Source organism: Streptomyces sp. NPDC028907 (genome assembly GCF_055564995.1).
The window spans coordinates 37,851-61,566 of sequence record NZ_JBVHVE010000003.1; the positions used below are offsets into that span (position 1 = coordinate 37,851).

Below are 23,716 nucleotides of genomic sequence, written 5' to 3' on the forward strand. Positions count from 1 at the left end.
AAAGCACCGGCCCCTTCAGCTGTTGACGCCTACGCGTCCTTGCTCAGGTTCGGACCGCCCGAAGGACCGGCCGCCTGCTCGATCGGCGGGACGTCCGGCAGGGCCGCCTTCTCCTCACCGCGGAAGGTGAAGGTCTTGGTCTCGCCCTCGCCCTCGGTGTCCACGACCACGATGTGACCGGGGCGCAGCTCGCCGAAGAGGATCTTCTCCGACAGGGAGTCCTCGATCTCGCGCTGGATGGTCCGGCGCAGCGGCCGGGCGCCCAGCACGGGGTCGTAACCCTTCTTGGACAGCAGCTCCTTGGCGGACTGGGAGAGCTCGATGCCCATGTCCCGGTCCTTCAGGCGCTCGTCCACCTTGCCGATCATCAGGTCGACGATCCGCAGGATGTCGTCCTGGGTCAGCTGCGGGAAGACGACCACGTCGTCGACGCGGTTGAGGAACTCGGGACGGAAGTGCTGCTTGAGCTCGTCCGACACCTTGTTCTTCATGCGCTCGTAGTTGGTCTTCGTGTCACCCGAGGCCGCGAAGCCCAGGTTGAAGCCCTTGGAGATGTCCCGGGTGCCGAGGTTGGTCGTCATGATGATGACCGTGTTCTTGAAGTCCACGACCCGGCCCTGGGAGTCGGTCAGGCGACCGTCCTCCAGGATCTGCAGCAGCGAGTTGAAGATGTCCGGGTGGGCCTTCTCCACCTCGTCGAAGAGGACGACGGAGAACGGCTTGCGGCGGACCTTCTCGGTCAGCTGGCCGCCCTCTTCGTAGCCCACGTAGCCGGGGGGCGAACCGAAGAGACGCGAGACCGTGTGCTTCTCGCTGAACTCCGACATGTCGAGGGAGATCAGCGCGTCCTCGTCGCCGAAGAGGAACTCGGCGAGCGCCTTGGACAGCTCGGTCTTACCGACACCGGACGGGCCGGCGAAGATGAACGAACCACCCGGACGCTTCGGGTCCTTCAGACCGGCACGCGTACGGCGGATCGCCTTCGACAGCGCCTTGACGGCGTCGTTCTGGCCGATGACCCGCTTGTGGAGCTCGTCCTCCATGCGCAGCAGGCGGCTGGACTCCTCCTCGGTCAGCTTGAAGACCGGGATGCCGGTGGCCGTGGCGAGGACCTCGGCGATCAGCTCGCCGTCGACCTCGGCGACGACGTCCATGTCGCCGGCCTTCCACTCCTTCTCCCGCTTGGCCTTGGCGGCCAGGAGCTGCTTCTCCTTGTCGCGCAGGGAGGCGGCCTTCTCGAAGTCCTGCGAGTCGATCGCGGACTCCTTGTCGCGGCGCACGCCGGCGATCTTCTCGTCGAACTCGCGCAGGTCCGGCGGCGCGGTCATCCGGCGGATGCGCATCCGGGAACCGGCCTCGTCGATCAGGTCGATCGCCTTGTCCGGCAGGAAGCGGTCCGAGATGTACCGGTCGGCCAGGGTGGCGGCCTGGACCAGCGCCTCGTCGGTGATGGAGACGCGGTGGTGGGCCTCGTACCGGTCACGCAGACCCTTGAGGATCTCGATCGTGTGCGGCAGGGACGGCTCGGCGACCTGGATGGGCTGGAAGCGGCGCTCGAGGGCCGCGTCCTTCTCCAGGTGCTTGCGGTACTCGTCCAGCGTGGTCGCACCGATGGTCTGCAGCTCACCGCGGGCCAGCATCGGCTTCAGGATCGAGGCCGCGTCGATGGCGCCCTCGGCGGCACCCGCACCGACCAGCGTGTGAAGCTCGTCGATGAACAGGATGATGTCGCCGCGGGTGCGGATCTCCTTGAGCACCTTCTTCAGGCGCTCCTCGAAGTCACCGCGGTAGCGGGAGCCGGCGACCAGCGCGCCGAGGTCCAGGGTGTAGAGGTGCTTGTCCTTGAGGGTCTCGGGCACCTCGCCCTTGACGATGGCCTGGGCGAGGCCCTCGACGACGGCGGTCTTGCCGACGCCGGGCTCACCGATCAGGACCGGGTTGTTCTTGGTACGGCGGGACAGCACCTGCATGACCCGCTCGATCTCCTTCTCGCGCCCGATGACCGGGTCGAGCTTGGACTCACGAGCGGCCTGGGTGAGGTTCCGGCCGAACTGGTCGAGGACCAGGGACGTCGAGGGGGTGCCCTCGGCAGGCCCGCCGGCGGTGGCGGTCTCCTTGCCCTGGTAGCCGGAGAGCAGCTGGATGACCTGCTGCCGCACCCGGTTGAGATCTGCGCCCAGCTTGACCAGGACCTGGGCGGCGACGCCCTCGCCCTCACGGATCAGGCCGAGCAGGATGTGCTCCGTGCCGATGTAGTTGTGGCCCAGCTGAAGGGCCTCGCGGAGCGACAGCTCCAGGACCTTCTTGGCACGGGGGGTGAAGGGGATGTGCCCGGACGGGGCCTGCTGCCCCTGCCCGATGATCTCCTCCACCTGCTGGCGGACCGCCTCGAGCGAAATCCCGAGGCTCTCAAGGGCCTTGGCGGCGACACCCTCACCCTCGTGGATCAGGCCCAGGAGGATGTGCTCGGTGCCGATGTAGTTGTGGTTGAGCATCCGGGCTTCTTCCTGAGCCAGGACGACAACCCGCCGCGCGCGGTCGGTGAACCTCTCGAACATCGTTAATCGCTCCTCAGAGCGGTCAGGCAGTGGGGGGAACTTCCCCTCCCTGTCCTTCCGCAGCTTAGTCCCGCAAGCGGGGACCGCTCATTCCAACTGCCGACACCGTCGATGGCCTCCTGACCCGTGACGCCGACATCTGCTCCAACCCGATGGTGCGAGACGATGTTCCCGCAGGCCAGGTGGTTACCCTCACCATCAGTACGCCGATGGCGAACGTGAGACCCACTGTCCTGCGTGTCGCCCCCTCCCACTAGGGATGTCTTACCCGCTGGGACTGACACTCCATGCCGCGCCCCCCGGTTCCCTCCGCTACGGGCGAACAACCTTGCGCCACCCCACACCCCCGCGCGCCCCCGCTTTCAATACTCTGCGCATACGCCAGAACACCCAGCGTAACCCGTACGCCTTTTCGGTGGTTTCACTTGGCATGGCTGGCACGCGCCCCGCGACTCTCACGGACTCCGCCACGATCCCCCTCCCCCGTCCGCCGCTCGATCCGAGCGATCAGGTCCGCCGGTGGTACGAGAACGAACTGGGCTGGCCGGTGGTGCCCGGTGCACCCGGATCGCCGCCGCTGCTTCACGTGGGCCCGTGTTTCGACGTCCTGGACGTCCCGACCGAGGCGGGCCTCGCGGCACTGCGGCATCTGACGGCGCGGTCGCCGGTGGCGGTCCAGGGCGACCGGATGCGGCTGCTCCTGGCAGCGGGCAGCGCGCAGGAGGTTCCGGGGGTGCTGGACTGGCTGGAGTGGGGCGCACTGCCCCTGGACCTGACGGCGCTCGGCGAGGGCGATCTCATGGACGCGCCCCTGCCACCCGAGCAACGGCCGCTGTCGGCCTTACGGCGTCCTGTCGACCAGGCGCCGAGGGGGGCCGTACGGCAGTGGCGGGCCGGCCTGCCGGGGCCCCGCGGGGTGCGGCCGCTCCCCCTGGACCGGTCCGCTTCAGTACAGGGGGCCGCCGTGTGGCTGCGACCCCCCGAGCCTGGGGGCGAGGTCGAGGCCTCGCTGCCGACGCTGTCGGCCCTGGGGGGCGGTGGGGGCGCCCCCGATCTCGTGCGGGTTCTGGACACGGTGGCAACGCGGTGCCACCGACTGTGGCTGCGACGTGCGTGCGCCCAGCCGTCGGCCTGTCCGTAGATCAGGCGTTGGCCTTCTCGTACGCCTCGCGAATGGTCGCCGGGACGCGGCCGCGGTCGTTGACCTCGTAACCGTTCTCCTTGGCCCACGCGCGGATCTGCGCGGTGTCCTGGCTGCCACCGGAAGCGGCGCGCGCCTTTCCACGCCCACCCGAAGCGCGACCTCCGGTACGACGGCCACCCTTCACGTAAGGGTCGAGAAGGCCGCGGAGCTTGTCCGCATTGGCAGTCGTGAGATCGATCTCGTACGTCTTGCCGTCCAGCGCGAACGTCACGGTCTCGTCCGCCTCGCCGCCGTCGAGGTCGTCGACAAGAAGGACCTGAACCTTCTGTGCCACCGGATTTCCTTTCATCGATAACTTGAGGGCCGGGGGTCTGCGGCGTCCGCCGTTTCGCCGTCCCCTGTTATATGCAGTACTGCAGTACGTCGGAAAGCAAACCGCTTTTGCTGGAAAAACACAAACCCCCGGGAGAGACCCACAGGCCGAGTGCGGTCCGGAAACATACGCGTTTCGGACATAGGGCACCTGGGCACGGGCGGCCCGGGCGGAATACGCCTTCCGGAAGCTTGACGAAGCTTCCGGAACCCTTGGCGAAGGGGTGGTGAAGCTTGCGGACGTTGCGGAACGTCGAGGAACCTCGGCGATCACAGATGCAGAAGCATGCGGCTGTTGCCCAAGGTGTTCGGTTTCACTCGTTCGAGACCGAGGAACTCCGCGACGCCCTCGTCATAGGAACGCAGCAGCTCCGCGTAGACATCGGTGTCCACCGGTGTCTCGCCGATCTCGACGAAGCCGTGCTTGCCGAAGAAGTCCACTTCGAAGGTCAGACAGAAAACCCGTCGAACGCCGAGCCAGCGCGCGGTGTGCAGCAACTTCTCCAGCAACTGATGACCGACGCCGGCGCCCTTCAGGCCTGGCTTCACCGCGAGAGTGCGGACTTCCGCCAGGTCTTCCCACATCACGTGCAGGGCGCCGCAGCCGACGACCTCGCCGTTGTCGTCCCGTTCCGCGATCCAGAACTCCTGGATGTCCTCGTAAAGCGTCACCGTGGCTTTGTCGAGCAGGATGCGACGCCGGACGTACTCGTCAAGGAGACGACGCACCGCGGCGACATCGCCGGTACGGGCCCGCCGGACGGTGATGGCTTTAGCGGTGACTTCCGGGCTCTCCGCCGCGGGGCTCTCGGCCGAGTGACTCTCTGCTGACATGAGCGGACGCTATCGCCCGTCGGGCTCCTGCGCCGAGGCGGGGTTCTCATGGGCGGTATCGGGACGGGTATCCGGGGCGGTATCGGCGCGGGTATGCGCGGTGGCCGTATCGGGCCCGGTATCGGCGCCGCGCGTATCCGGCCTGCCCGTATCTGCGCTGCCGGTATCCGGCCTGGCGGTATCCGGCCTGCCAGTATCCGGCCTGGCGGTATCTGCGCTGCTCGTATCGGTACCGCTCGTATCCGTACTCGTAACGCCTCGTGTATCGGGCGGTTCCGTGGGCTCGGGTGTTTCGGGGCCCTGGACGATGCGTACGGCGTCCCGCAGGGCGTTGCGCTGTTCGTCGCTCATCATGCCGAAGAAGGCGACGAGTGCCGCTGCGGGGTTGTCGCTCTGGGACCAGGCGTCGTTCATCAGGGCCGCGGCGTAGGCGGCTCGGGTGGAGACCGCCTCATATCGATAGGCCCGGCCTTCCGCTTCGCGGCGTACCCAGCCCTTCTGATGGAGATTGTCCAAAACGGTCATCACCGTGGTGTACGCGATGGACCGTTCCTGCTGGAGATCTTCCAGGACTTCTCGAACGGTCACCGGGCGGTTCCACTTCCACACCCGCGTCATGACCGCGTCTTCGAGTTCTCCCAATGGGCGAGGCACAACTCAGCACAATAGTGGGAGATCTGGGTGTTGGCGTGCCGGACGGGCACTTTCTCCAGAAAACAGGAACAAAAAGGGCGTACGACTCGGAAAGCGTTGCGGCTTGAGTCGTACGCCGGGTTCGGGCGCCTGGGTCTGGGCGTCCCGGTCTGGGCGCGCCGGTCTAGGCGTCCGGGGTCGGGGAGGCCTGACGGGGGGCCTCCACGCGCGCGAGGGCGGCGTCCACGACCGCGTCCTCCTTGGCCTTGTTGGCTCCGCCCTGCGTCTTCACGATCACCCTGATCACACCGATGAAGAACACGGCCATGACGACCGGGGGGAGGAGTGCGGAGACGTAGTCCATGCGTCCAGAGTAGCCAGGGCTCAGCCTGCGGCCAGCTGCTGGGGCGGGGTTTCGGAGGGTGGGGTCGGTTTGCGGCGGGGGAAGACCTCGCCGGGGGTGGGGATGGGGCGGGGCGGTTTGGGGGCGGGCTGGGTACCCGGGCCTGGCCCTGGGGCCGGGGAGGGCTTGGGGGCGGCCGGGCGTTCGGCGGGCTTCTTGCGGGGCTGCTTGGCGGGGTCCTGGCCGCCCGCGGCCTGGGCAGGGAGGTCGACCGGGGGGTGGGGGGTGGCGGTCGGCTCGGAGAGGCCGCCGGGGAGGGCCAGGAGGTGCGTACGGGACGCGGGGATGGCCGGGCGGGCGGCGCTGGGGGCGCCGGGCGCGAGGCGGGCTCGTACGTCCTGGAGGAGGGTGGCCGCGGTGGGGTTGCCGCGCAGGGCGCGGAGGGCGGTGAGGTCGGCGGAGTGGGGGTGGTAGCCGGCGCCGAGGGCCTCCTCGAGGAGGGCGAGGTAGCCGGCCGCGGTGCCGGGGAGGGCGGCGCGGTAGCGGGCGAGGTCGGCCACCAGGAAGGCACGCAGCCGGGCGCCCTCGCGCATCGCCTCGTCGAGGGACTCGGCGAGGCGGAGACAGGCCTGGACCTCCTCGGGGGAGGCGGGGCTGGGGTTGAGGGCGAGGGCGAGAGCGCGGCGGAGCACACGCAGCTCCTCCGCGCCGAACGCCATGCCGCCGCGGGATCCGTAGGGCGTGGGCATGCGGTGACGATACGCGCTAATCAGACAAACGCGGCATAGGGGGGTGGGTGTGGCGTGGGGTGCCACTCGGGTGGAGGCGGGATGCCTGCGGCGGCCTGCTGATGTTGGGTGGGGTTCGCGTAGCGCGGTTCGGTGGGGTGGTGGGTCGGGGCCGTGGGCGACCGCCGGTTCGCGGGGTACGCGATCCAGCGCCGCACGCCCTCCAGCCCGTCCGGCGTTTGAGGACGAGGCCCCTTCAGGGCCGACAGCGGGGCCTGGGGCGGCAGCCCCGGTGGGGTCGAAGGGGCGGAGTCCCTGGGGGTGGGACGGGCAGGGGCGGCGGGGGCGAGGTCACATTCGGGAGACGTTGCGTTCGTAGACGAGGCGCAGGCCGATCAGGGTCAGCCACGGCTCGTGCTCGTCGATGACGGAGGATTCGCCGAGGACCATGGGGGCCAGACCACCCGTCGCGATGACCGTGACCTCGTCGGGATCGTCGGCCAGCTCGCGGGCCATGCGGTTGACCACGCCGTCGACCTGGCCGGCGAAGCCGTAGATGATGCCGGACTGCATGGCCTCGACCGTGTTCTTGCCGATGACGCTGCGAGGACGGGCCACCTCGATCTTGCGGAGTTGGGCGCCACGGACGCCGAGAGCCTCGACGGAGATCTCGATACCGGGGGCGATGACACCGCCGATGTACTCGCCGCGCGCGCTCACCGCGTCGAACGTCGTCGCCGTACCGAAGTCGACGACGATCGCCGGACCGCCGTAGAGGTCGACGGCCGCCACCGCGTTGATGATGCGGTCGGCGCCGACCTCCTTGGGGTTGTCGGTGAGGATCGGTACGCCCGTCTTCACCCCGGGCTCCACGAGCACCGCGGGGACGTCACCGTAGTAGCGGCGGGTGACCTCGCGGAGTTCGTGGAGGACCGAGGGGACGGTCGCGCAGATGGCGATTCCGTCGATGCCGTCGCCGAGTTCGTCGCCGAGGAGCGGATGCATACCCATCAGGCCCTGGAGGAGGACCGCGAGCTCGTCGGCGGTGCGGCGGGCATCCGTGGAGATGCGCCAGTGCTCGACGATGTCCTCGCCGTCGAACAGGCCGAGGACGGTGTGCGTGTTGCCTACGTCGATCGTGAGGAGCATGCCCGTTCCTACTCCGCCGCTCGCAGGTCCAGGCCGATGTCCAGGATCGGCGAGGAGTGGGTGAGGGCACCGACGGCGAGGTAGTCGACGCCTGTGTCGGCGTACGCCTTGGCGTTCGTGAGGGTCAGGCGGCCCGACGCCTCCAGGGCTGCCCGGCCGTGCACGATCGCCACCGCCTCCTCGCACTCGCCCGGCGTGAAGTTGTCCAGGAGGATCAGGTCCGCGCCCGCGTCCACCACCTCGCGGAGCTGGTGGAGGGTGTCCACCTCGACCTCGATGGAGAGGTCGGGGAAGGCTTCGCGGACCGCCTCGAAGGCCGCCGCGACGCCGCCGGCGGCCACCACGTGGTTGTCCTTCACCAGGGCCGCGTCGGACAGGGACATGCGGTGGTTCACACCGCCTCCGCAGCGCACCGCGTACTTCTCCAGGGAGCGCAGGCCCGGCGTCGTCTTGCGGGTGTCGCGGACCCTCGCCCCGGTGCCGTCGAGTACGTCCGCCCACGCGCGCGTGGCCGTCGCGATGCCGGAGAGGCGGCAGAGGATGTTCAGGGCGCTGCGTTCCGCGGTCAGGAGGTCACGGGTGCGGGTGGTGACGGAGAGGAGCTTCTGGCCCGCCTCCACCTTGTCGCCGTCCTCCACGTGGCGCTCCACCTCGAACTCGTCCTCGCAGACGATCGAGACGACCGCTTCGGCGACCCTGAGGCCCGCCACGACGCCCGCCTCGCGCGCGACGAAGTCGGCGGTCGCGGTCGACTCCTCCGGGATCGTGGCGACGGTCGTGACGTCCACGCCGTGGGCGAGGTCCTCCTGGATGGCCACGTTGGCGATGTCCTCGACCTCGACCGGGTCGAGACCGGCGTCGGCCAGGAGCTGGGCGAGCGCGGGGTCGAGCCCGCACTCCAGGTACTCCTCGTCGGCACCGCAGGCGCAGTCGTCGCCGCAGCCGCCGCTCGAGGCGAGGGGAAGGTCGGGGGTGGTCACTTCTGTCACTGCTCCTGCTGTGGCTGCCGGGTCGGGGGGAAGTCTGCGGTTTCGGTGGTGTGCACGGCCAGTGTGCGGTCGGGGTTCAGGCGTACGACGATGTGGCGCCGCCAGGTCGCGTCGTCGCGGTCGGGTTCGTCCTCGCGCCAGTGGCAGCCTCGCGTCTCCTCGCGGAGCTGTGCCGCGGTGACCAGGACCCGGGCCACGCACAGGAGGTTGGTGGCCTCCCAGGTGTCGACGCCGGGCTCGGCCGTCTTGCCGTTCTCGGTGAGGGCGTCCCGGGCCTCGGTGTGCAGCTTCTGGAGCTGGTCGGCGGCCTGGGCGAGGGAGGTCGCGGAGCGCAGGACCCCGGCGCCGTTGGCCATGATCCGCTGGATCGTGAAACGGGCCTCGGGGGCGAGCAAGGGGTGCTCGGGGGTCTCGGGGTACGGCACCGGGTGCGGCACGCGTGCGTGGAGGCCGTTGGCCGCGCGGGCGGCCGCGATGTCGGCCACGATGCGCTCGGCGTAGACCAGGCCTTCGAGGAGCGAGTTGGAGGCCAGGCGGTTGGCGCCGTGCACGCCCGTGCAGGCGACCTCTCCGCACGCGTACAGCCCGGGGACGGTCGTACGGCCGTGGGAGTCGGTGCGGACGCCGCCGGAGGCGTAGTGGGCGGCCGGAGCGATCGGGATGGGGGCGGTGACCGGGTCGATGCCGTTGGCGCGGCAGGCGGCCAGGATCGTCGGGAAGCGGTGCTCCCACATGTCGGCGCCGAAGTGGCGGGCGTCGAGGAACATGTGCTCCGCGTCCCGCTCCTGCATGCGGCGCATGATGCCCTTGGCGACGATGTCCCGGGGGGCGAGTTCGGCGAGTTCGTGTTGGCCGAGCATGAAGCGGACGCCGTCGGCGTCGACCAGGTGGGCGCCTTCGCCGCGCACCGCCTCGGAGACCAGGGGCTGCTGGCCCTCCGCGTCCGCGCCGAGGAACAGGACGGTGGGGTGGAACTGGACGAATTCGAGATCGCTGACCTCGGCGCCCGCGCGGAGCGCGAGGGCCACCCCGTCGCCCGTGGACACGGACGGGTTCGTCGTCGCCGAGAAGACCTGGCCCATGCCGCCGGTCGCCAGGACCACGGCAGGGGCGTGGACCGCTCCTACGCCGTCGTGCTGGCCCTCGCCCATGACGTGCAGGGTGACGCCCGCGGTACGGCCCTCGGCGTCCGTCAGGAGGTCGAGGACGAGCGCGTTCTCGATCGTGCGCAGCCCACGCGCGCGTACCGCCTCGACAAGGGCGCGGGAGATCTCCGCGCCGGTCGCGTCGCCGCCCGCGTGGGCGATACGGCGGCGGTGGTGGCCGCCCTCGCGGGTGAGTTCCAGGCCGCCTTCCTCGGACTCGTCGAAGTGGGCGCCGGTCTCGATGAGGCGGCGTACCGCGTCGGGGCCCTCGGTGACGAGGATGCGGACCGCGTCCTCGTCACACAGCCCCGCGCCCGCCACCAGGGTGTCGTCGAGGTGCTGCTCGGGGGTGTCGCCCTCACCGAGGGCCGCGGCGATGCCCCCCTGGGCCCAGCGGGTGGAGCCGTCGTCGAGACGGGCCTTGGTGACGACGACCGTCGTCAGGCCCGCGGCCTCGCAGCGCAGGGCCGCGGTGAGGCCCGCGACGCCGGAACCGACGACCACGACGTCCGCGGAGATTGACCACCCGGGCGCGGGCGCGTGCAAACGGGGGCGAGCGCGAAGCGCTCTCGTTTGAGGGTGGTGGCGGGCGACGGGCGGGCGTATGCCTGTGCTGGTCACGAGGCGGCTCCGAAGGTGAGGGGGAGGTTGTCGATCAGCCGGGTCTTCCCGACCCGGGCGGCGACGGCGAGGACGGCCTCGCCGGTGAAGCCGTCGTCGATCTCGGTGAAGTCGGACGGGTCGACCAGCGCGAGGTAGTCCAGTTCGAGCGGCGGGTCGAGGCGGGCGGCCTCGTCGAGGACCAGGCGGGCGGCGGCGCGAACGGCCGCCGGGGAGCCGGGCACGGCCTTGGCGACGGCGTGCGCGTCGGCGGCCGCGCGGGACTCCCCTATGGCGCTGAGCGCCTCGGCACGCGCACGCGTGGCGGGCACTTCGCGGGCCCGCGCGCGCAGTGCCTCCTGTGCCGCGTGCCGGTCGCGGCCGGCGAACAGGGACTGGGACAGGGCGAGTGCCGTGCGCCGCTCCTTGGGCGCGAGGTAGCGGTTGCGGCTGGACAGTGCGAGGCCGTCCTCCTCGCGCACGGTCGGGACGCCCACGATCTCGACGCCGAAGTTCAGGTCGCGCACCATGCGGCGGATCAGGGCGAGCTGCTGGGCGTCCTTCTGTCCGTACAGGGCGACGTCGGGGCGGGTGAGGTGGAGCAGCTTGGCGACGACGGTGAGCATGCCGTCGAAGTGGCCGGGGCGGGAGCCGCCTTCCAGGCGCTCACCCATGGGGCCGGCGCTGATACGGACCTGGGGCTCGCCGCCCGGGTAGACCTCGTCGACCGAGGGGGCGAACACGGTGTCCGCGCCCGCCTGTTCGGCGATCTTGAGGTCGGCCTCCAGGGTGCGCGGGTAGCGGTCGAGGTCCTCGCCCTTGCCGAACTGCAAGGGGTTCACGAAGACGGTGACGACGACCTCGCCCTCCGGTCCGGCGATGGTGCGCGCGGTGCGGATCAGGGTGGCGTGGCCCTCGTGCAGGGCGCCCATGGTCATCACCACGGCACGGCGGCCGGTACGCGTGCGTGCGTGCAGTTCGTCGGCGGTGCGCAGCAGGGTGGTCGTCATCGGGCCCCTCCCTCGGCGCCGTCGGATCCATGGGCGAGTACCCCGAGGAGGTCCTCGGCGAGCTCCGGCTTCAGCAGCCCGTGGGCGAGCGCCCGGTCGGCGGTAGCGCGGGCCATCGCGAGGTAGCCCGCGACGGTCTGCGGGGCGTGCCTGCGCAGCTCGGTCACGTGCGCGGCGACGGTGCCCGCGTCCCCGCGCGCGACGGGGCCGGTCAGGGCGGCGTCACCGGAGCGCAGAGCGTTGTCGAGGGCGGCGCCGAGCAGCGGGCCGAGCATGCGGTCGGGGGCCGTGACGCCCGCCTCGCGCAGCAGCTCCATGGACTGGGCGACGAGCGTGACCAGGTGGTTGGCGCCCAGCGCGAGCGCCGCGTGGTAGAGCGGGCGCATGTCCTCGGCGACCCATTCCGGTTCGCCGCCCATCTCGATGACGAGGGCCTCGGCGGCCAGTCGCAGCTCGTCGGGCGCGGTGACCCCGAAGGAGCAGCCGGCCAGGCGCTGGACGTCCACGGGGGTGCCGGTGAAGGTCATCGCCGGGTGCAGGGCCAGCGGCAGGGCGCCCGCGCGCAGGGCCGGATCGAGCACCTTGGTGCCGTAGCGCCCGGAGGTGTGCACCAGGAGCTGCCCCGGCCGGACGGCCCCGGTGTCGGCGAGGCCCTCGACCAGCCCCGGCAGGGCGTCGTCGGGGACGGTCAGCAGCACCAGTTCCGCGCGCGCGAGGACTTCGGCGGGCGGCACGAGCGGCACGTCGGGGAGCATCTGCGCGGCTCGCCGCCGGGAGGTCTCGGAAACCCCGGAGACGGCCACCGGACGGTGCCCGGCGAGCTGGAGGGACGCGGCGAGCGCGGGGCCCACGCGGCCGGCGCCGACGACGCCGACGGTGAGGCGTGCGGGGCGGTCCCTGGGGTCTGGCTGTTGGCTTGTACTCACTCGACGGCGGCCTTCCCGTTCCAGTCCGCTCTGGGTACCGGACGATTTCTCGTCATGTTAACGCGATCGGTTCGGGAGGGGTTCGGTTGTCCACAGGCTGTGGGTTATCGCACGGACCGGACTGTGGAGAAGATGCGGGCAGGCGCACGGAAAATGCGAGTGCTTGGGCGCGCCCATGCGAGGCATCATCCGGGGATGAGTGATACGGCGCCGCAGAGCGGCCACCAGCTGGATCAGGCGTCCGACGAGGAACGGCGCGGGCAGCTCCGCGACCGGCGCATCGCCGCCCAGCGCAGCGCCCGGCGGGTGTTCGCCCGCCACGGTTTCCAGAAGACTCTCCGCGAGCGCCTGGCCCTGCTGGACGACGCCAAGGACGTGTACGACCTGGACGAGCCGTCGGACATCTACGGCAACGGCGTCGTCGAGGTGCTGGAGGAGAAGGTCGCCGCACTGCTCGGCATGGAGGCGGCCGCCTTCTTCCCGACCGGCACGATGGCCCAGCAGGTGGCCCTGCGCTGCTGGGCGAGCCGGACCGGCGACCCGACGGTCGCCCTGCACGCGCTGAGCCACCCCGAGGTGCACGAGCGCCACGCGTTCAGCCAGGTGAGCGGCCTGCGTCCGGTGCGGGTGACGAGCGAGCCCAGGATGCCGACCGCCGCCGAGGTGCGCGACTTCGCGGAGCCCTTCGGGACGCTCATGCTCGAACTCCCCCTGCGGGAAGCCGGTTTCGTGCTGCCCACGTGGGAAGAGCTCACCGAGGTCGTGGAGGCGGCGCGCGAGCGGGACGCCGTGGTGCACTTCGACGGCGCCCGCCTGTGGGAGTCCACCGTCCAGCTCGGCCGCCCGCTGGAGGAGATAGCGGGCCTGGCGGACAGTGTGTACGTGTCGTTCTACAAGTCGCTCGACGCTTTCGGGGGTGCGGCCCTGGCGGGCCCGAAGACCCTGGTCGAGGAGGCCAGGACCTGGCGGCACAGGTACGGCGGCCAGGTCTTCCAGCAGTTCCCCACCGCGCTGTCGGCGCTCGTCGGCCTGGACAGGCAGCTGCCCCGGCTGCCGGAGTACGTGGCGCACGCGCGCGTGGTGGCCACCGCGCTTCGCGAGGGCTTCGCGAGGGCCGGCCTGCCGTGGGCGCGCGTGTACCCGGAGGTGCCGCACACCCACGACTTCCAGATCTGGCTGCCGTACGAGGCCGACGTGCTCACCGAGGCGGCGGTGCGCCAGGCCGAGGAGACCGGCACCATGCTGTTCATCTCCCCCTGGGACCCACGCGGGCCCGGCCTGTCCTTCACCGAGGTCCATGTACGGGCCCCCGGCCTGGAGTGGAGCGAGGAGGACGTGAAGGCGGCGGTCGCGCGGTTCGTGGCCCAACTGCCCCCGCAGATCACCCCGTAGAACGCCGCAGCCCACGCAGCCACCGCCCCAGGGCCTCCCGGGCCGTCCCCCGGGCCGGCCGCCCGGCGACGACGGCCGCCCTGAACTGCCGGTGGTCGCGCCACTCGCGGACGACCTGCCAGTCGTGCGCGCCCGGCGCCGGAGGGGCGGGCTCGCCGAGCTGCCGGGTGCGGTAGACGTCGAGGAGGTGGTGCTGCGTGATGCTCATGGTGGATCGCCTTCTCGGGACGTTGGAGACATGACGTAGGGATCGGGCTCCGCGGCTGCCCCGGTGGTCCCAGGCTGCGTCCGATGCCCTGGTCGCGTCGCGTGGATTGACGGCCGCCGTCAATCGACGGCCGCGTTGTCAGTGGCGGGGTGCACCATGAGGGCATGAGCGTGAGCATCGACATCGCGGGGCTGCGGCCGGAGAGGGTCGTCGTGGTCCCCTCGCCCCTGGCCGAGCTCGGCACGGCGCTGCACGCGCTGTCGGAGTCGGGGCATCATCCGGGGCTGCGGGGCTGGGCCACGAGCGTCACCACGCGGCTCGATCCGCATCTGGCCGACCGGATGTGCGAGGCCGACTTCCTGTGGCGGACGACGTTCTCGGATCTGTTCCTGCCCTACGCGGGCGTCCCGGGCGGGGCCCTGCCCGGGACGACGCTCGCCGAGGAGCTGGATCTGCTGGACAAGCTGACGGACGAGCAGTTCGTGGACGCGGCCCTGGAGTTCACCTGCGCCCTGCCCTACGCCACGCCGAGCCGGGACGTGCTGGCCGACGGGGAGCTGCGCCGCCGCGCCCTGGAGCTGGCCGCCGCGCGCGGCCCGCAGCAGTTGCGGTTCAGTCAGCGGCTGCTCGACGACCCACCGCGGATCCGGGCCTGGCTGCGGCAGTTCCTGGAGGACTGCGACAAGGCGTTCTTCGCCGACACCTGGTCCCGGCTGCGCCACCAGCTCGCCGCGGACGCCCGTCACCGGACCGACCTCCTGCGGCACAAGGGGCTGGCCGAGGCGCTGACCTCGATCTCCGCGGCGGTGGTGCTCGACGAGGCCGCCGGACGGATCACCATCGACAAGCTCCGCCAGGGCCACAGCCTGATCAGGAACGGCAGTCTGCTCCTGGTGCCGACAAGCCTGGGCTGGCCGCATCTGATGGTGCTGCACCGGCACGGCTGGCAGCCCGTGCTGCACTACCCCGTCAGCTCCCCCGAGCTGGCGTCACCGCCCTCGGTCGAGCAGCTCACCCTGCGTATGACCGCCCTGTCCCACCCCGTGCGGATGCAGCTGTGCCGCAACCTCGCCCGCAGCACGTACACCACGAGCGAGCTCGTACAGATCCACGGCATGACCGCCCCGGAGATATCCCGGCACCTGAGCGTCCTCAAGAAGGCGGGCCTGATCAGCACCCGGCGCCGGGGGCGCTACGTCCTGTACCAGTTGGACGTCACCGCGGTGGCCCGGCTCGGCAGCGACTTCCTCGAAGCGCTCCTGAGGTGACCGTCAGTCGAACCGGATGTGCCTGATCCCGACCCGCACCTGTCGCAGCCGTGTCCGCAGCGCGCCCTCGTTGTTGGGCCGGAGCCTCAGTCCGGCCAGGACGGCGATCCGGTCGGCGATCTTCGGCACGGTCGAGTGGTCGGTCCACAGATGCTCGGCGAACTCCGGCTCGCTCAGCCGCTCCAGACAGTGGTCGAGCTGCTGCACGGCCCAGCTCTCCCGGCGCAGCCCGGCGTTCTTCCCGGCGACGACCTGCGCAAGGTGCCCGAAGCCGCGCTCCCGAAGCCGGTTCAGGACGGTCTCGCGCTCGGCGAGGAGGGTGAAGTGCCGTACGTCGTGGCCGAGTTCACGCAGTCGGCCGACGGTCTCGGCGAAATGGCCGGAGTTCGTGACCGTCATGGGCGCGATCACCACACCCTCGTGCTTGGCGAGGGCGAGGTCGAGGACCTCCACGACGCCCTGCCGCCAGGACAGCAGGTCCTGGAAGTCCCCGCGCAGGTCGGGCGGGAGCATGCGACGCAGGCCGAAGCCCGGGTGCTCGGGGTCGCAGATGACGCTGCCGGGCAGGCGCCGCTGGATCTCGTGTGCGGTCTGTGTCTTGCCGCCCCCGAAGGGGCCGTTGATCCACAGGAGCATGCGCAGACCCTAGTGGCCGCGGGTCACGCCCGTGTGACAAGGGCGGGTTCAGCCGTGCCCGCCGGCCCGCACCAGCCCCGTCTCGTACGCCAGGACCACCACCTGGACCCGGTCGCGCAGCCCCAGCTTGGTCAGGATGCGGCCGACGTGGGTCTTCACCGTCGCCTCGGACAGGACCAGCCGGGCGGCGATCTCGCCGTTGGACAGGCCCTGGGCGACCAGCACCATGACCTCGCGCTCGCGGTCGGTGAGCCGCTCCAGCTCCTTGTGCTGGGGCTCCTTGCCGGCGGAGGGCAGCATGGGCGCGAACCGGTCCAGCAGCCGCCGGGTCGTCGAGGGGGCCACCACGGCGTCGCCGCTGTGCACGGAGCGGATGGCGGCGAGGAGTTCGCCGGGCGGCACGTCCTTGAGCATGAAGCCGGAGGCGCCGGCCTTCAGCCCGGAGAAGGCGTACTCGTCGAGGTCGAAGGTGGTGAGGATCAGCACCTTCGGCGGCTCGGGCTCGGAGCAGATGCGGCGGGTGGTCTCCACGCCGTCCAGCTTCGGCATGCGCACGTCCATCAGCACGACGTCGACGGGGGTCTCGCGCAGCACCTGGAGGGCCTCGACGCCGTCGCCCGCCTCCGCGACGACCTCCATGTCCGGCTGGGCGGCGAGCACCATCCGGAACCCGGTGCGCAGCAGCACCTGGTCGTCGACGAGCATCACGCGGATCGTCATCAGGTCCTCTTCCGTGTCTTCCGTATCCGTCTACTTGGCCGTTCTACAGGGCCGTCGGCACGCCGTGACAGGTGTCAACGAGGGGCATGCGCAGGCGTCAGTGTGCTGGTTTGAGCGGCAGCAGCGCACTGATGCGGAATCCTCCGCCCGGGCGCGGTCCCGCGTCCAGGGTGCCGCCGACCATGCCGACGCGCTCGCGCATCCCGATCAGGCCGTGCCCCTCGCCGTCGGCGCCGCCGTCCTCGTACAGCTCGTGCGGGGCGCCCTTGCCGTCGTCCTCGACGAGCAGGCCGAGCCCGTCGTCGAAGTAGACCAGGCGCACGCTGGCGCCCGCGTTCGGTCCGCCGTGCTTGCGGGTGTTGGTGAGCGCCTCCTGCACGATGCGGTACGCCGTGAGTTCGACGCCGCTGGGCAGCGGGCGCGGGGTTCCCTCGACCTTGAAGTCGACCGGCAGGCCGGAGCTGCGGCACTGCTGGACGAGGTCGTCGATCTGTTCGACGTCGGGCTGCGGGACGTACTCGCCGCTCTCCTGGTGCTCGCCGGTGCGCAGCACGCCGAGCAGGCGGCGCATCTCGGCGAGGGCCTGGCGGCCGGTGGAGGAGATGGTCTCCAGGGCCTTCTTGGCCTGGTCCGGGGCGGAGTCGAGGACGTAGGCGGCGCCGTCGGCCTGCACCACCATCACGGAGACGTTGTGCGCGACGACGTCGTGCAGTTCCCGCGCGATCCGGGCGCGTTCGGCGGCGACCGCGACCTTGGACTGCGCCTCGCGCTCCTTTTCGAGCCGGGTCGCGCGCTCCTCCAACTGCTCGTAGTAGGCGCGGCGGGTGCGGATCGAGTCGCCGAGCACCCAGGCGAGGGCGAAGGGCACCGATGTGAAGATCATCAGGACCACCGTGCCCAGGACGCTGGAATCCTGCTCCGGCCAGCGCAACTGCGCCACGGGCGCCGCGCACAGGCCGACGGCCAGGGCGACCCGGGAGGCCCAGCGGGCGCCGGTCGCGGCCACGGTGTAGACGATCACCAGGAAGGCGAAGTTGGCGGCCGTGGTCGCCACGTCCAGCGCCAGCTGGGCGAGCCCGACCCCGATGGCCAGCAGCAGCATCTTCTCCGGCATGCGCCGGCGCAACGCGATCACCAGGCACAACAGGAGGATGACCGGGACGATGACCGCCTCGGAGCGGATGCCCGGAACGTCCTGCCCGCCCTCCTCCTGGACGGCCACGGTCAACACAGAGATCCCGAACAGGAAGACGGCCCAGAAGCTGTCGACCCCTGTCGGGTGCCTGCGGAGGAAGTCATAGAGGCGCTGCACGTAACCCAGCGTAGGGAAGCGAGATGCGTGCAGGGGTCAACCGGAGGGCCGATCCGCACCACCCGCGTGTACTCCGCAAGGTGGAGGCTGCGTTCCCCTGTGCGCTTACGCCCTGTCTAGCCTGGGCCGGTGAGAGCAGAGGCGACGGGTGAGTGGCGCGGGTGGCGTGCGGCGGCGGAAGCCGCTCTCTACGGTCCGGACGGCTTCTACCGCCGGCCCGAGGGACCGGCCGGCCACTTCCGTACGTCCGTCCACGCCTCGCCGCTCTTCGCCGGTGCCGTGGCCCGGCTGCTGTGCCGGGTCGACGAGGCGCTGGGCCGGCCCGGCTCGCTCGACTTCGTCGACATGGCGGCGGGGCGCGGCGAGCTGGTGACCGGCGTCCTGGCCGCCCTGCCCGCCGAGGTGGCGGCACGCACGCGTGCGTACGCCGTCGAGCTCGCCGACCGGCCGGAAACCCTCGATCACCGGATCGAGTGGCTGCCCGAGCCGCCGCGCCGGATCACGGGCCTGCTGTTCGCCAACGAATGGCTGGACAACGTGCCGCTGGAGGTCGCGGAGGTGGACTCCGCGGGCGTGCCGCGCCTGGTGCAGGTACGGCGGGACGGGGCCGAGCGCCTCGGTGAGCCGGTCAGCGGTGCGGAGGCGGAGTGGCTCGCGCGGTGGTGGCCCTCGGCGAACGCCCCGGAGGGCACGCGGGCCGAGATCGGGCTGCCCCGGGACGAGGCCTGGGCCGGCGCCGTGTCGGCCCTCGACCGGGGCCTGGCCGTCGCCGTGGACTACGCGCACACGGCGGCGACGCGGCCGCCTTTCGGCACCCTCACCGGCTTCCGTGAGGGCCGTGGGACGGCGCCCGTGCCGGACGGCTCGTGCGACATCACGGCGCATGTGGCGCTGGACGCGTGCGCGCTGCCCGGGGCGCGCCTGCTGTCCCAACGCGACGCCCTGCGCTCCCTGGCCCTCACGGGCGCACGCCCCCCGCTCGAACTGGCCTCGACCCGCCCCGCCGAGTACGTACGAGCCCTCGCGACCGCGGGTGAGGCCGCCGAGCTGACGGCGACGGGCGGACTGGGGGACTTCGGGTGGCTGGTACAGCCGGTTGGAATTCCGGACCTACTGGCGGACTGAGGGGTCGAGCCGGTTGGAATTCCGAACCGACCCCTACTTACCGAACGGGCGGACCCCTGCTTTCCGAACGGTCGGACCCCTACTTGTCGATGTCCCCCACCACGAAGAACATCGACCCCAGGATCGCCACCATGTCCGCGACCAGCGTCCCCGGCAGCAGCTCGACCAGCGCCTGGATGTTGTTGTACGAGGCCGAGCGCAGCTTCAGCCGGTACGGCGTCTTCTCGCCCTTGCTGACGAGGTAGTAGCCGTTGATGCCGAGCGGGTTCTCGGTCCACGCGTACGTGTGGCCCTCGGGTGCCTTGAGCACCTTGGGCAGCCGCTGGTTGATCGGTCCGGGCGGCAGCTCGGCGAGCCGGTCCAGGCAGGCGTCGGCGAGGTCGAGGGCGTTGTGGGTCTGCTCCAGCAGGCACTCGAACCGGGCGAGGCAGTCACCCTCGTCCCGGGTCACCACCTTCAGGACGTCCCCGAGCTCTCCGTAGCCGAGATAGGGCTCGTCCCGGCGCAGGTCGAAGTCCACGCCGGAGGCGCGCGCGATCGGCCCGCTGACGCCGTACGCGTGCACGGCCTGCGGCGTGAGGGCTCCCACGCCCCGGGTGCGCCCACGGAAGATCTCGTTGCCGAGGACCAGGTCGTCGAACCGGTCCATGCGGGAACGCACGTCGGCGACGGCGGTACGCGCGCGTGTGGTCCACCCGGCCGGGAGGTCCTCCTTCAGGCCGCCGACCCGGTTGAACATGTAGTGCATCCGGCCGCCGGAGACCTCCTCCATGACGTGCTGGAGTTCCTCGCGCTCGGTGAAGGCGTAGAAGATCGGCGTGATCCCGCCCAGCTCCAGCGGATACGACCCCAGGAACATCAGATGGTTGAGCACCCGGTTGAGCTCCGCGAGCAACGTCCGCGTCCACACCGCCCGCTCGGGCACCTCCATGCCCAGCATGCGCTCCACGGCGAGCACGACGCCCAGCTCGTTGGAGAAGGCCGACAGCCAGTCGTGGCGGTTGGCGAGCATGATGATCTGGCGGTAGTCGCGGGCCTCGAAGAGCTTCTCGGCGCCGCGGTGCATGTAGCCGATCACCGGCTCCGCGTGCTGGATGCGCTCGCCGTCCAGGACGAGCTTGAGGCGCAGCACGCCGTGCGTGGACGGGTGCTGGGGACCGATGTTGAGCACCATGTCGGTGCTCTCCGCGGCGCCGCCGATACCGACCATGGTCTCCGTCGTAGGAGTCATGGACACAGTCTCTCCTACGTACGCTGGCCTCATGGAGACGGGGAGCCCACAGAACACGGGGACGACGGGGGACGAGCGGGCGGCGGACGAGCCGGGGTGGACCGGGCTGCCACCGGGGCTGCTCCGGATGCGCCGCCTGCTGCTGGTGGTGTGGCTGGGGCTGCTGGCGGTCGGGCTGGGCCTGCTGCTCGGTCTGCTCGTCGGCCCGGGCTGGGCCGCCTTCGCGCTGCTGCCGCTGGCGCTGATCGCCTGGGGCTGGGTGATGCTCGGCCGCAACTGGCGTTCGTGGCGGTACGCCGAGCGCGCCGACGACCTGCTGATCAGCCGGGGCGTGCTGTGGCGCGAGGAGACGGTCGTGCCGTACGGCCGGATGCAGCTGGTCGAGGTCACGTCGGGGCCCGTCGAGCGGCACTTCGGACTGGCCAGCGTGCAGTTGCACACGGCCGCCGCCGCGACCGACGCCACGATCCCCGGTCTCGACCCGGCGGAGGCGGAACGGCTTCGCGACCGGCTCACCGAGCTGGGCGAGGCCCGTTCGGCGGGCCTGTGACGGCGCCGGGCGTCGATGACGCCATGAGCGGGAAGCGACCCGTGACGGATCGGCGGCTGCACCCCGTGACACCGCTCAGACGCGCGTGGGCGCCGGTCGCCGTGCTCATCGGGTGGGCGGTGCACGACCCCGACCAGGCGCAGCGCCAGCTGACCCGGCTGACCACCACCACGATCCTGATCGCCCTCGCCGTGCTCATCCCGGCGGCCGCCCTGTACGGCTTCCTGACCTGGTGGTTCACGCACTTCGCGGTGACCGACAGCGAGCTGCGGATCCGTACCGGACTGGTGTTCCGACGCACCGCGCACATCCGGCTGGAACGCATCCAGGCCATCGACATCACCCAGCCGCTGCTCGCGCGCGTGGCGGGCGTCTCGAAGCTCAAACTGGACGTCATAGGAACGGACAAGAAGGACGAACTCGCCTTCCTGGGCGCGGACGAGGCGCGTGCGCTGCGCGCGGAACTCCTCGCGCGCGCCGCCGGTTTCGCGCCCGAGACGGCGCACGAGGTGGGCGAGGCCCCGGCACAGGAGCTGCTGCGCGTGCCGTCGGGCGTCCTGGCCGTCTCCCTCCTCCTGACCGGCGCCACCTGGGGAACGCTGGCCGCCGCGGTCGTCGTACCGACGATCCTCTGGCTGATCACGGAGAGCCCGTGGTCGGTCCTGGCGACCGCCGTACCGCTGTTCGGCGCGGCGGGAGCGAGCAGCGTGGGGCGGTTCGTCGCGGAGTACGACTGGACGGTGGGCGAGTCCCCGGACGGGCTGCGCCTCGACCACGGTCTGCTCGACCGCGCCCACGAGACGGTGCCGCCCGGCCGCGTCCAGACCGTGCGCATCGTCGAGCCGCTGCTGTGGCGGCGGCGCGGCTGGGTTCGAGTGGAGCTCGACGTGGCGGGCTCGTCCAACTCGGTCCTGCTGCCGGTCGCCCCGCGCGAGATCGCCGCCTCGGTCGTCGCACGCGTGCTGCCCGGCGCGACCGTCCCGCCGCGCGCCGCCCTGTCGCGTCCGCCGCGGCGGGCGGGCCGGTGCGTGCCGGTGTGGTGGCGCGGGTACGGCCTCGCCGTCACGGACGCGGTCTTCGCCGCCCGGACCGGCCTCCTGCGCCGAAGCCTGGCGCTCGTGCCGCACGCGAAGGTCCAGAGCGTACGACTGTCCCAGGGGCCGTGGGAGCGGCTGTGGGGCGTCGCCGACGTCCACCTGGACACCGGGGCCGACAAGACCGTGACCGCCCGTCTGAGGGACACCCAGGAGGCCGCGGAGCTGCTGCGGGCGCAGGCGGAGAGGTCCCGCACGGGCCGCAGGGACGCACGGCCGGACCGGTGGATGGCCTAGGGCCGGCCGGGGACGTCAGGAGACCGCGCTGCGCAGCCCCTGCACGTCGATCTGTTCCGTCTCGTCGTGCGCCGTCAGATCGATGACCTGGCCGATGCCCCGGGACTCCTCGTCCGCCGGCTTGAACTCCGCCTCGGCCTCGGCCTTGTGGAGCGCGAGGGCCTCCTGGCCCACGACGTCGGCGAGGTCCTCGTTCTGGACGGACTCCAGCGCGGAGGGCGCGGCCCCCTTCTTCGTACCGAAGAAGTCGAAGTCACCCTCGACCGCCGGACGCCGTGCGGGCGTCGCCGGTACGACGGCCACGGCGGTCGGCGCGATGAAGTGCCCCGAGGGCTGCTGGGCCGCGGGCAGGGCGGGCTGGGCGGCCGGGGTGGGGGTGCCTGCCGGGGTGATGGCGGCCGCGCGCTCGTGCCCGTCGACCGCCTCGGGCTTCCCCTGGGCGTCGTCCTCCAGTGCGGGTTCCTTCTCGGACTCGCCGGTGCCGGCGGGCTCGGTGGCGCGGACCTCGGTGGCGCCCGGACCGGCCTTCACGGACTCGCCGTCGGAGGGTGCGTCGCCCTTCGGGGGGTCGTTCTTCGGCGGGTCGTCCTTCGGGAACTCGCCCTTGGGGCCGTTGGAGTCCTTAGGAGCGTTCGAGCCCTCCGGCTCCTTCGAGGACTCGGCGTCCCGCTCGGAGCCGTCCTGGTCGGAGCCGTCCTGGTCGGAACCGTCCTGGTCGGAACCGTCCGCCTCCAGCGTCACCGGGGCCTCGTCATCGAACCGCGCCAGCGCCTCCTTGGCCCGCAGGAACAGCCGGGACCCCTCCGGGGAGAAGACCGCGGGAGCCGCCGCCTTGTCCTCGGCGTTCTCGGCGCTCTCAGCGCTCTCGGAGACCTCCGCGTCGCCCCCCGCGTTCTCGGCGACCTCGGTCACCTCGGCGGCGTCCGCCGTCTCCTTCACCGTCCCGGCGGAAGGCTTCGCGGCGACCGGAACCGGCGGCAACGCACGCGCGGGCGTGGCCGCCTCTATCTCCAGGACCCGGCGCTCCTCCAGGACGCTCGCCCGCTCGGTCTCCGCGGTGGCGTACCGGCGCAGCAGCGACGCGTGCTCGTTGCGCAGCCCGGCGAGCTCCGTCCGCTTGGCCCGCAGCCGCTGCTCCAGCTTCACGCGCAGTTCGCGCGACTCGTCGAGGTCGCTCTCCAGCTCCGCGACACGCTCCTCGTGCCGCCACTCGTCGCTCGCACGCGCGCGCGTGAGGTCGGCGACCTGCTTGCCCGCCTGCGTGTCCCAGCGACGCATGACGACCGCGCCGACGACCGCCGTCGCCGCGGCGGCCGCGGCAAGGCCGCGCAGCACCAAGGGCTCGGTGAACACCCACGGCGCAAGGGCGCAGACGACGGATACGCCTGCTATCGCCGACGGGGGCAGCAGCCTGTGCAAGGGCGGTGAATGACGGTGACGTCCACGTGGCATGGCCAGAAACTTACCGCGCGTAGGCGAATCTTGGCGCCCCGCCCCGTAAAAACACAGCCA

General features: G+C 71.4%; 23 protein-coding genes. 6 read left to right on the top strand and 17 right to left on the bottom strand.

All coding sequences use genetic code 11. The features are described from left to right. Window positions 1-29: 29 nt before the first annotated feature. On the bottom strand, window positions 30-2,558 hold the full coding sequence (locus tag ACZ4UU_RS09145) for an ATP-dependent Clp protease ATP-binding subunit (RefSeq protein ID WP_062725611.1): 2,529 nt from the start codon (window positions 2,556-2,558) through the stop codon (window positions 30-32). Between the two features lie 430 nt (window positions 2,559-2,988). Here ACZ4UU_RS09145 and ACZ4UU_RS09150 point away from each other — a divergent pair, with 430 nt between their 5' ends. Further along, window positions 2,989-3,699, top strand: a complete 711-nt coding sequence (locus ACZ4UU_RS09150) for an SCO3374 family protein (RefSeq protein ID WP_468037981.1) — start codon at window positions 2,989-2,991, stop codon at window positions 3,697-3,699. A gap of 1 nt (window position 3,700) precedes the next feature. On the opposite strand, the gene ACZ4UU_RS09155 is transcribed toward ACZ4UU_RS09150, so the two are convergent. The 10 genes from ACZ4UU_RS09155 to ACZ4UU_RS09200 all read right to left on the bottom strand — a co-directional run bounded on the left by ACZ4UU_RS09155 (window position 3,701) and on the right by ACZ4UU_RS09200 (window position 12,431). Then, window positions 3,701-4,036 carry a histone-like nucleoid-structuring protein Lsr2 gene (locus ACZ4UU_RS09155; RefSeq protein ID WP_062725607.1) on the bottom strand — a complete coding sequence of 112 codons (336 nt, stop codon included), beginning with the start codon at window positions 4,034-4,036 and terminating at the stop codon, window positions 3,701-3,703. Between the two features lie 308 nt (window positions 4,037-4,344). After that, complete coding sequence (locus ACZ4UU_RS09160; RefSeq protein WP_468037984.1) at window positions 4,345-4,908, bottom strand: amino-acid N-acetyltransferase; 564 nt, start codon at window positions 4,906-4,908, stop codon at window positions 4,345-4,347. A gap of 9 nt (window positions 4,909-4,917) precedes the next feature. After that, entirely contained in the window at window positions 4,918-5,526 is a 609-nt protein-coding gene (locus tag ACZ4UU_RS09165; RefSeq protein WP_468039154.1) for a BlaI/MecI/CopY family transcriptional regulator, read from the bottom strand. Between the two features lie 199 nt (window positions 5,527-5,725). After that, window positions 5,726-5,905, bottom strand: coding sequence for a hypothetical protein (locus tag ACZ4UU_RS09170; RefSeq protein WP_468037986.1), 180 nt, complete (start codon window positions 5,903-5,905; stop codon window positions 5,726-5,728). A 20-nt stretch (window positions 5,906-5,925) separates the two neighbouring features. After that, entirely contained in the window at window positions 5,926-6,603 is a 678-nt protein-coding gene (locus ACZ4UU_RS09175) for a hypothetical protein (protein ID WP_468039155.1), read from the bottom strand. A gap of 360 nt (window positions 6,604-6,963) precedes the next feature. Beyond that, window positions 6,964-7,761, bottom strand: a complete 798-nt coding sequence (locus tag ACZ4UU_RS09180; RefSeq protein ID WP_217207191.1) for a type III pantothenate kinase — start codon at window positions 7,759-7,761, stop codon at window positions 6,964-6,966. A gap of 8 nt (window positions 7,762-7,769) precedes the next feature. Beyond that, window positions 7,770-8,741 (bottom strand): carboxylating nicotinate-nucleotide diphosphorylase, encoded by a 972-nt coding sequence (nadC, locus tag ACZ4UU_RS09185; protein ID WP_468037988.1) that lies wholly within the window; start codon window positions 8,739-8,741, stop codon window positions 7,770-7,772. Window positions 8,742-8,746: 5 nt separating this feature from the next. Further along, entirely contained in the window at window positions 8,747-10,501 is a 1,755-nt protein-coding gene (locus ACZ4UU_RS09190; RefSeq protein WP_468039156.1) for an L-aspartate oxidase, read from the bottom strand. Window positions 10,502-10,512: 11 nt separating this feature from the next. Continuing rightward, complete coding sequence (gene panC / locus ACZ4UU_RS09195; RefSeq protein WP_468037990.1) at window positions 10,513-11,505, bottom strand: pantoate--beta-alanine ligase; 993 nt, start codon at window positions 11,503-11,505, stop codon at window positions 10,513-10,515. Next, complete coding sequence (locus ACZ4UU_RS09200) at window positions 11,502-12,431, bottom strand: Rossmann-like and DUF2520 domain-containing protein (protein WP_468037992.1); 930 nt, start codon at window positions 12,429-12,431, stop codon at window positions 11,502-11,504. The genes panC and ACZ4UU_RS09200 overlap by 4 nt, the downstream gene beginning before the upstream one ends. Window positions 12,432-12,626: 195 nt before the next feature. Here ACZ4UU_RS09200 and ACZ4UU_RS09205 point away from each other — a divergent pair, with 195 nt between their 5' ends. Further along, window positions 12,627-13,823: a threonine aldolase family protein gene (locus ACZ4UU_RS09205; RefSeq protein WP_468037994.1), complete on the top strand. Its 1,197-nt coding sequence runs from the start codon at window positions 12,627-12,629 to the stop codon at window positions 13,821-13,823. On the opposite strand, the gene ACZ4UU_RS09210 is transcribed toward ACZ4UU_RS09205, so the two are convergent. After that, window positions 13,813-14,031 (bottom strand): hypothetical protein, encoded by a 219-nt coding sequence (locus tag ACZ4UU_RS09210; RefSeq protein ID WP_468037996.1) that lies wholly within the window; start codon window positions 14,029-14,031, stop codon window positions 13,813-13,815. The genes ACZ4UU_RS09205 and ACZ4UU_RS09210 overlap by 11 nt on opposite strands. A gap of 164 nt (window positions 14,032-14,195) precedes the next feature. Here ACZ4UU_RS09210 and ACZ4UU_RS09215 point away from each other — a divergent pair, with 164 nt between their 5' ends. Continuing rightward, the gene (locus ACZ4UU_RS09215; RefSeq protein ID WP_468037998.1) at window positions 14,196-15,299 is read left to right on the top strand and encodes a DUF5937 family protein; all 1,104 of its coding nucleotides are present in this window, start codon (window positions 14,196-14,198) and stop codon (window positions 15,297-15,299) included. 3 nt (window positions 15,300-15,302) lie between these two features. On the opposite strand, the gene ACZ4UU_RS09220 is transcribed toward ACZ4UU_RS09215, so the two are convergent. The 3 genes from ACZ4UU_RS09220 to ACZ4UU_RS09230 all read right to left on the bottom strand — a co-directional run bounded on the left by ACZ4UU_RS09220 (window position 15,303) and on the right by ACZ4UU_RS09230 (window position 17,967). After that, on the bottom strand, window positions 15,303-15,935 hold the full coding sequence (locus ACZ4UU_RS09220) for an AAA family ATPase (protein WP_468038000.1): 633 nt from the start codon (window positions 15,933-15,935) through the stop codon (window positions 15,303-15,305). A gap of 48 nt (window positions 15,936-15,983) precedes the next feature. After that, a complete protein-coding gene (locus ACZ4UU_RS09225; RefSeq protein ID WP_062723382.1) occupies window positions 15,984-16,655 on the bottom strand; it encodes a response regulator transcription factor in 672 nt (223 codons plus the stop codon). A 97-nt stretch (window positions 16,656-16,752) separates the two neighbouring features. After that, window positions 16,753-17,967: a sensor histidine kinase gene (locus ACZ4UU_RS09230; protein WP_468038002.1), complete on the bottom strand. Its 1,215-nt coding sequence runs from the start codon at window positions 17,965-17,967 to the stop codon at window positions 16,753-16,755. Between the two features lie 129 nt (window positions 17,968-18,096). On the opposite strand from ACZ4UU_RS09230, the gene ACZ4UU_RS09235 reads away from it, so the two are divergent. Next, window positions 18,097-19,092 carry an SAM-dependent methyltransferase gene (locus ACZ4UU_RS09235; RefSeq protein WP_468038004.1) on the top strand — a complete coding sequence of 332 codons (996 nt, stop codon included), beginning with the start codon at window positions 18,097-18,099 and terminating at the stop codon, window positions 19,090-19,092. Between the two features lie 79 nt (window positions 19,093-19,171). Here ACZ4UU_RS09235 and ACZ4UU_RS09240 read toward each other — a convergent pair whose 3' ends face one another. After that, window positions 19,172-20,323 (bottom strand): NADH-quinone oxidoreductase subunit D, encoded by a 1,152-nt coding sequence (locus ACZ4UU_RS09240; protein ID WP_468038006.1) that lies wholly within the window; start codon window positions 20,321-20,323, stop codon window positions 19,172-19,174. 31 nt (window positions 20,324-20,354) lie between these two features. Here ACZ4UU_RS09240 and ACZ4UU_RS09245 point away from each other — a divergent pair, with 31 nt between their 5' ends. Together ACZ4UU_RS09245 and ACZ4UU_RS09250 are read left to right on the top strand one after the other, a co-directional pair. Further along, on the top strand, window positions 20,355-20,873 hold the full coding sequence (locus ACZ4UU_RS09245) for a PH domain-containing protein (RefSeq protein ID WP_468038008.1): 519 nt from the start codon (window positions 20,355-20,357) through the stop codon (window positions 20,871-20,873). Then, window positions 20,870-22,204, top strand: coding sequence for a PH domain-containing protein (locus tag ACZ4UU_RS09250; protein ID WP_468038010.1), 1,335 nt, complete (start codon window positions 20,870-20,872; stop codon window positions 22,202-22,204). Before ACZ4UU_RS09245 ends, ACZ4UU_RS09250 begins: the two co-directional genes overlap by 4 nt. A 15-nt stretch (window positions 22,205-22,219) precedes the next feature. Here ACZ4UU_RS09250 and ACZ4UU_RS09255 read toward each other — a convergent pair whose 3' ends face one another. Continuing rightward, window positions 22,220-23,623 carry a prolipoprotein diacylglyceryl transferase gene (locus tag ACZ4UU_RS09255; protein ID WP_468038011.1) on the bottom strand — a complete coding sequence of 468 codons (1,404 nt, stop codon included), beginning with the start codon at window positions 23,621-23,623 and terminating at the stop codon, window positions 22,220-22,222. Between the last annotated feature and the right edge of the window lie 93 nt (window positions 23,624-23,716).

What these genes read in the sequence shown, in the direction of transcription:
- ACZ4UU_RS09240 (WP_468038006.1), bottom strand. Translation starts at nt 20,323, where the DNA reads ATGACTCCTACGACGGAGACCATGGTCGGTATCGGCGGCGCCGCGGAG.
- ACZ4UU_RS09165 (WP_468039154.1), bottom strand. Translation starts at nt 5,526, where the DNA reads ATGACGCGGGTGTGGAAGTGGAACCGCCCGGTGACCGTTCGAGAAGTC.
- ACZ4UU_RS09150 (WP_468037981.1), top strand. Translation starts at nt 2,989, where the DNA reads ATGGCTGGCACGCGCCCCGCGACTCTCACGGACTCCGCCACGATCCCC.
- ACZ4UU_RS09225 (WP_062723382.1), bottom strand. Translation starts at nt 16,655, where the DNA reads ATGACGATCCGCGTGATGCTCGTCGACGACCAGGTGCTGCTGCGCACC.
- ACZ4UU_RS09160 (WP_468037984.1), bottom strand. Translation starts at nt 4,908, where the DNA reads ATGTCAGCAGAGAGTCACTCGGCCGAGAGCCCCGCGGCGGAGAGCCCG.
- ACZ4UU_RS09170 (WP_468037986.1), bottom strand. Translation starts at nt 5,905, where the DNA reads ATGGACTACGTCTCCGCACTCCTCCCCCCGGTCGTCATGGCCGTGTTC.
- ACZ4UU_RS09215 (WP_468037998.1), top strand. Translation starts at nt 14,196, where the DNA reads ATGAGCGTGAGCATCGACATCGCGGGGCTGCGGCCGGAGAGGGTCGTC.
- panC (WP_468037990.1), bottom strand. Translation starts at nt 11,505, where the DNA reads ATGACGACCACCCTGCTGCGCACCGCCGACGAACTGCACGCACGCACG.
- ACZ4UU_RS09245 (WP_468038008.1), top strand. Translation starts at nt 20,355, where the DNA reads ATGGAGACGGGGAGCCCACAGAACACGGGGACGACGGGGGACGAGCGG.
- ACZ4UU_RS09145 (WP_062725611.1), bottom strand. Translation starts at nt 2,558, where the DNA reads ATGTTCGAGAGGTTCACCGACCGCGCGCGGCGGGTTGTCGTCCTGGCT.
- ACZ4UU_RS09210 (WP_468037996.1), bottom strand. Translation starts at nt 14,031, where the DNA reads ATGAGCATCACGCAGCACCACCTCCTCGACGTCTACCGCACCCGGCAG.
- ACZ4UU_RS09205 (WP_468037994.1), top strand. Translation starts at nt 12,627, where the DNA reads ATGAGTGATACGGCGCCGCAGAGCGGCCACCAGCTGGATCAGGCGTCC.
- ACZ4UU_RS09220 (WP_468038000.1), bottom strand. Translation starts at nt 15,935, where the DNA reads ATGCTCCTGTGGATCAACGGCCCCTTCGGGGGCGGCAAGACACAGACC.
- ACZ4UU_RS09180 (WP_217207191.1), bottom strand. Translation starts at nt 7,761, where the DNA reads ATGCTCCTCACGATCGACGTAGGCAACACGCACACCGTCCTCGGCCTG.
- ACZ4UU_RS09175 (WP_468039155.1), bottom strand. Translation starts at nt 6,603, where the DNA reads ATGGCGTTCGGCGCGGAGGAGCTGCGTGTGCTCCGCCGCGCTCTCGCC.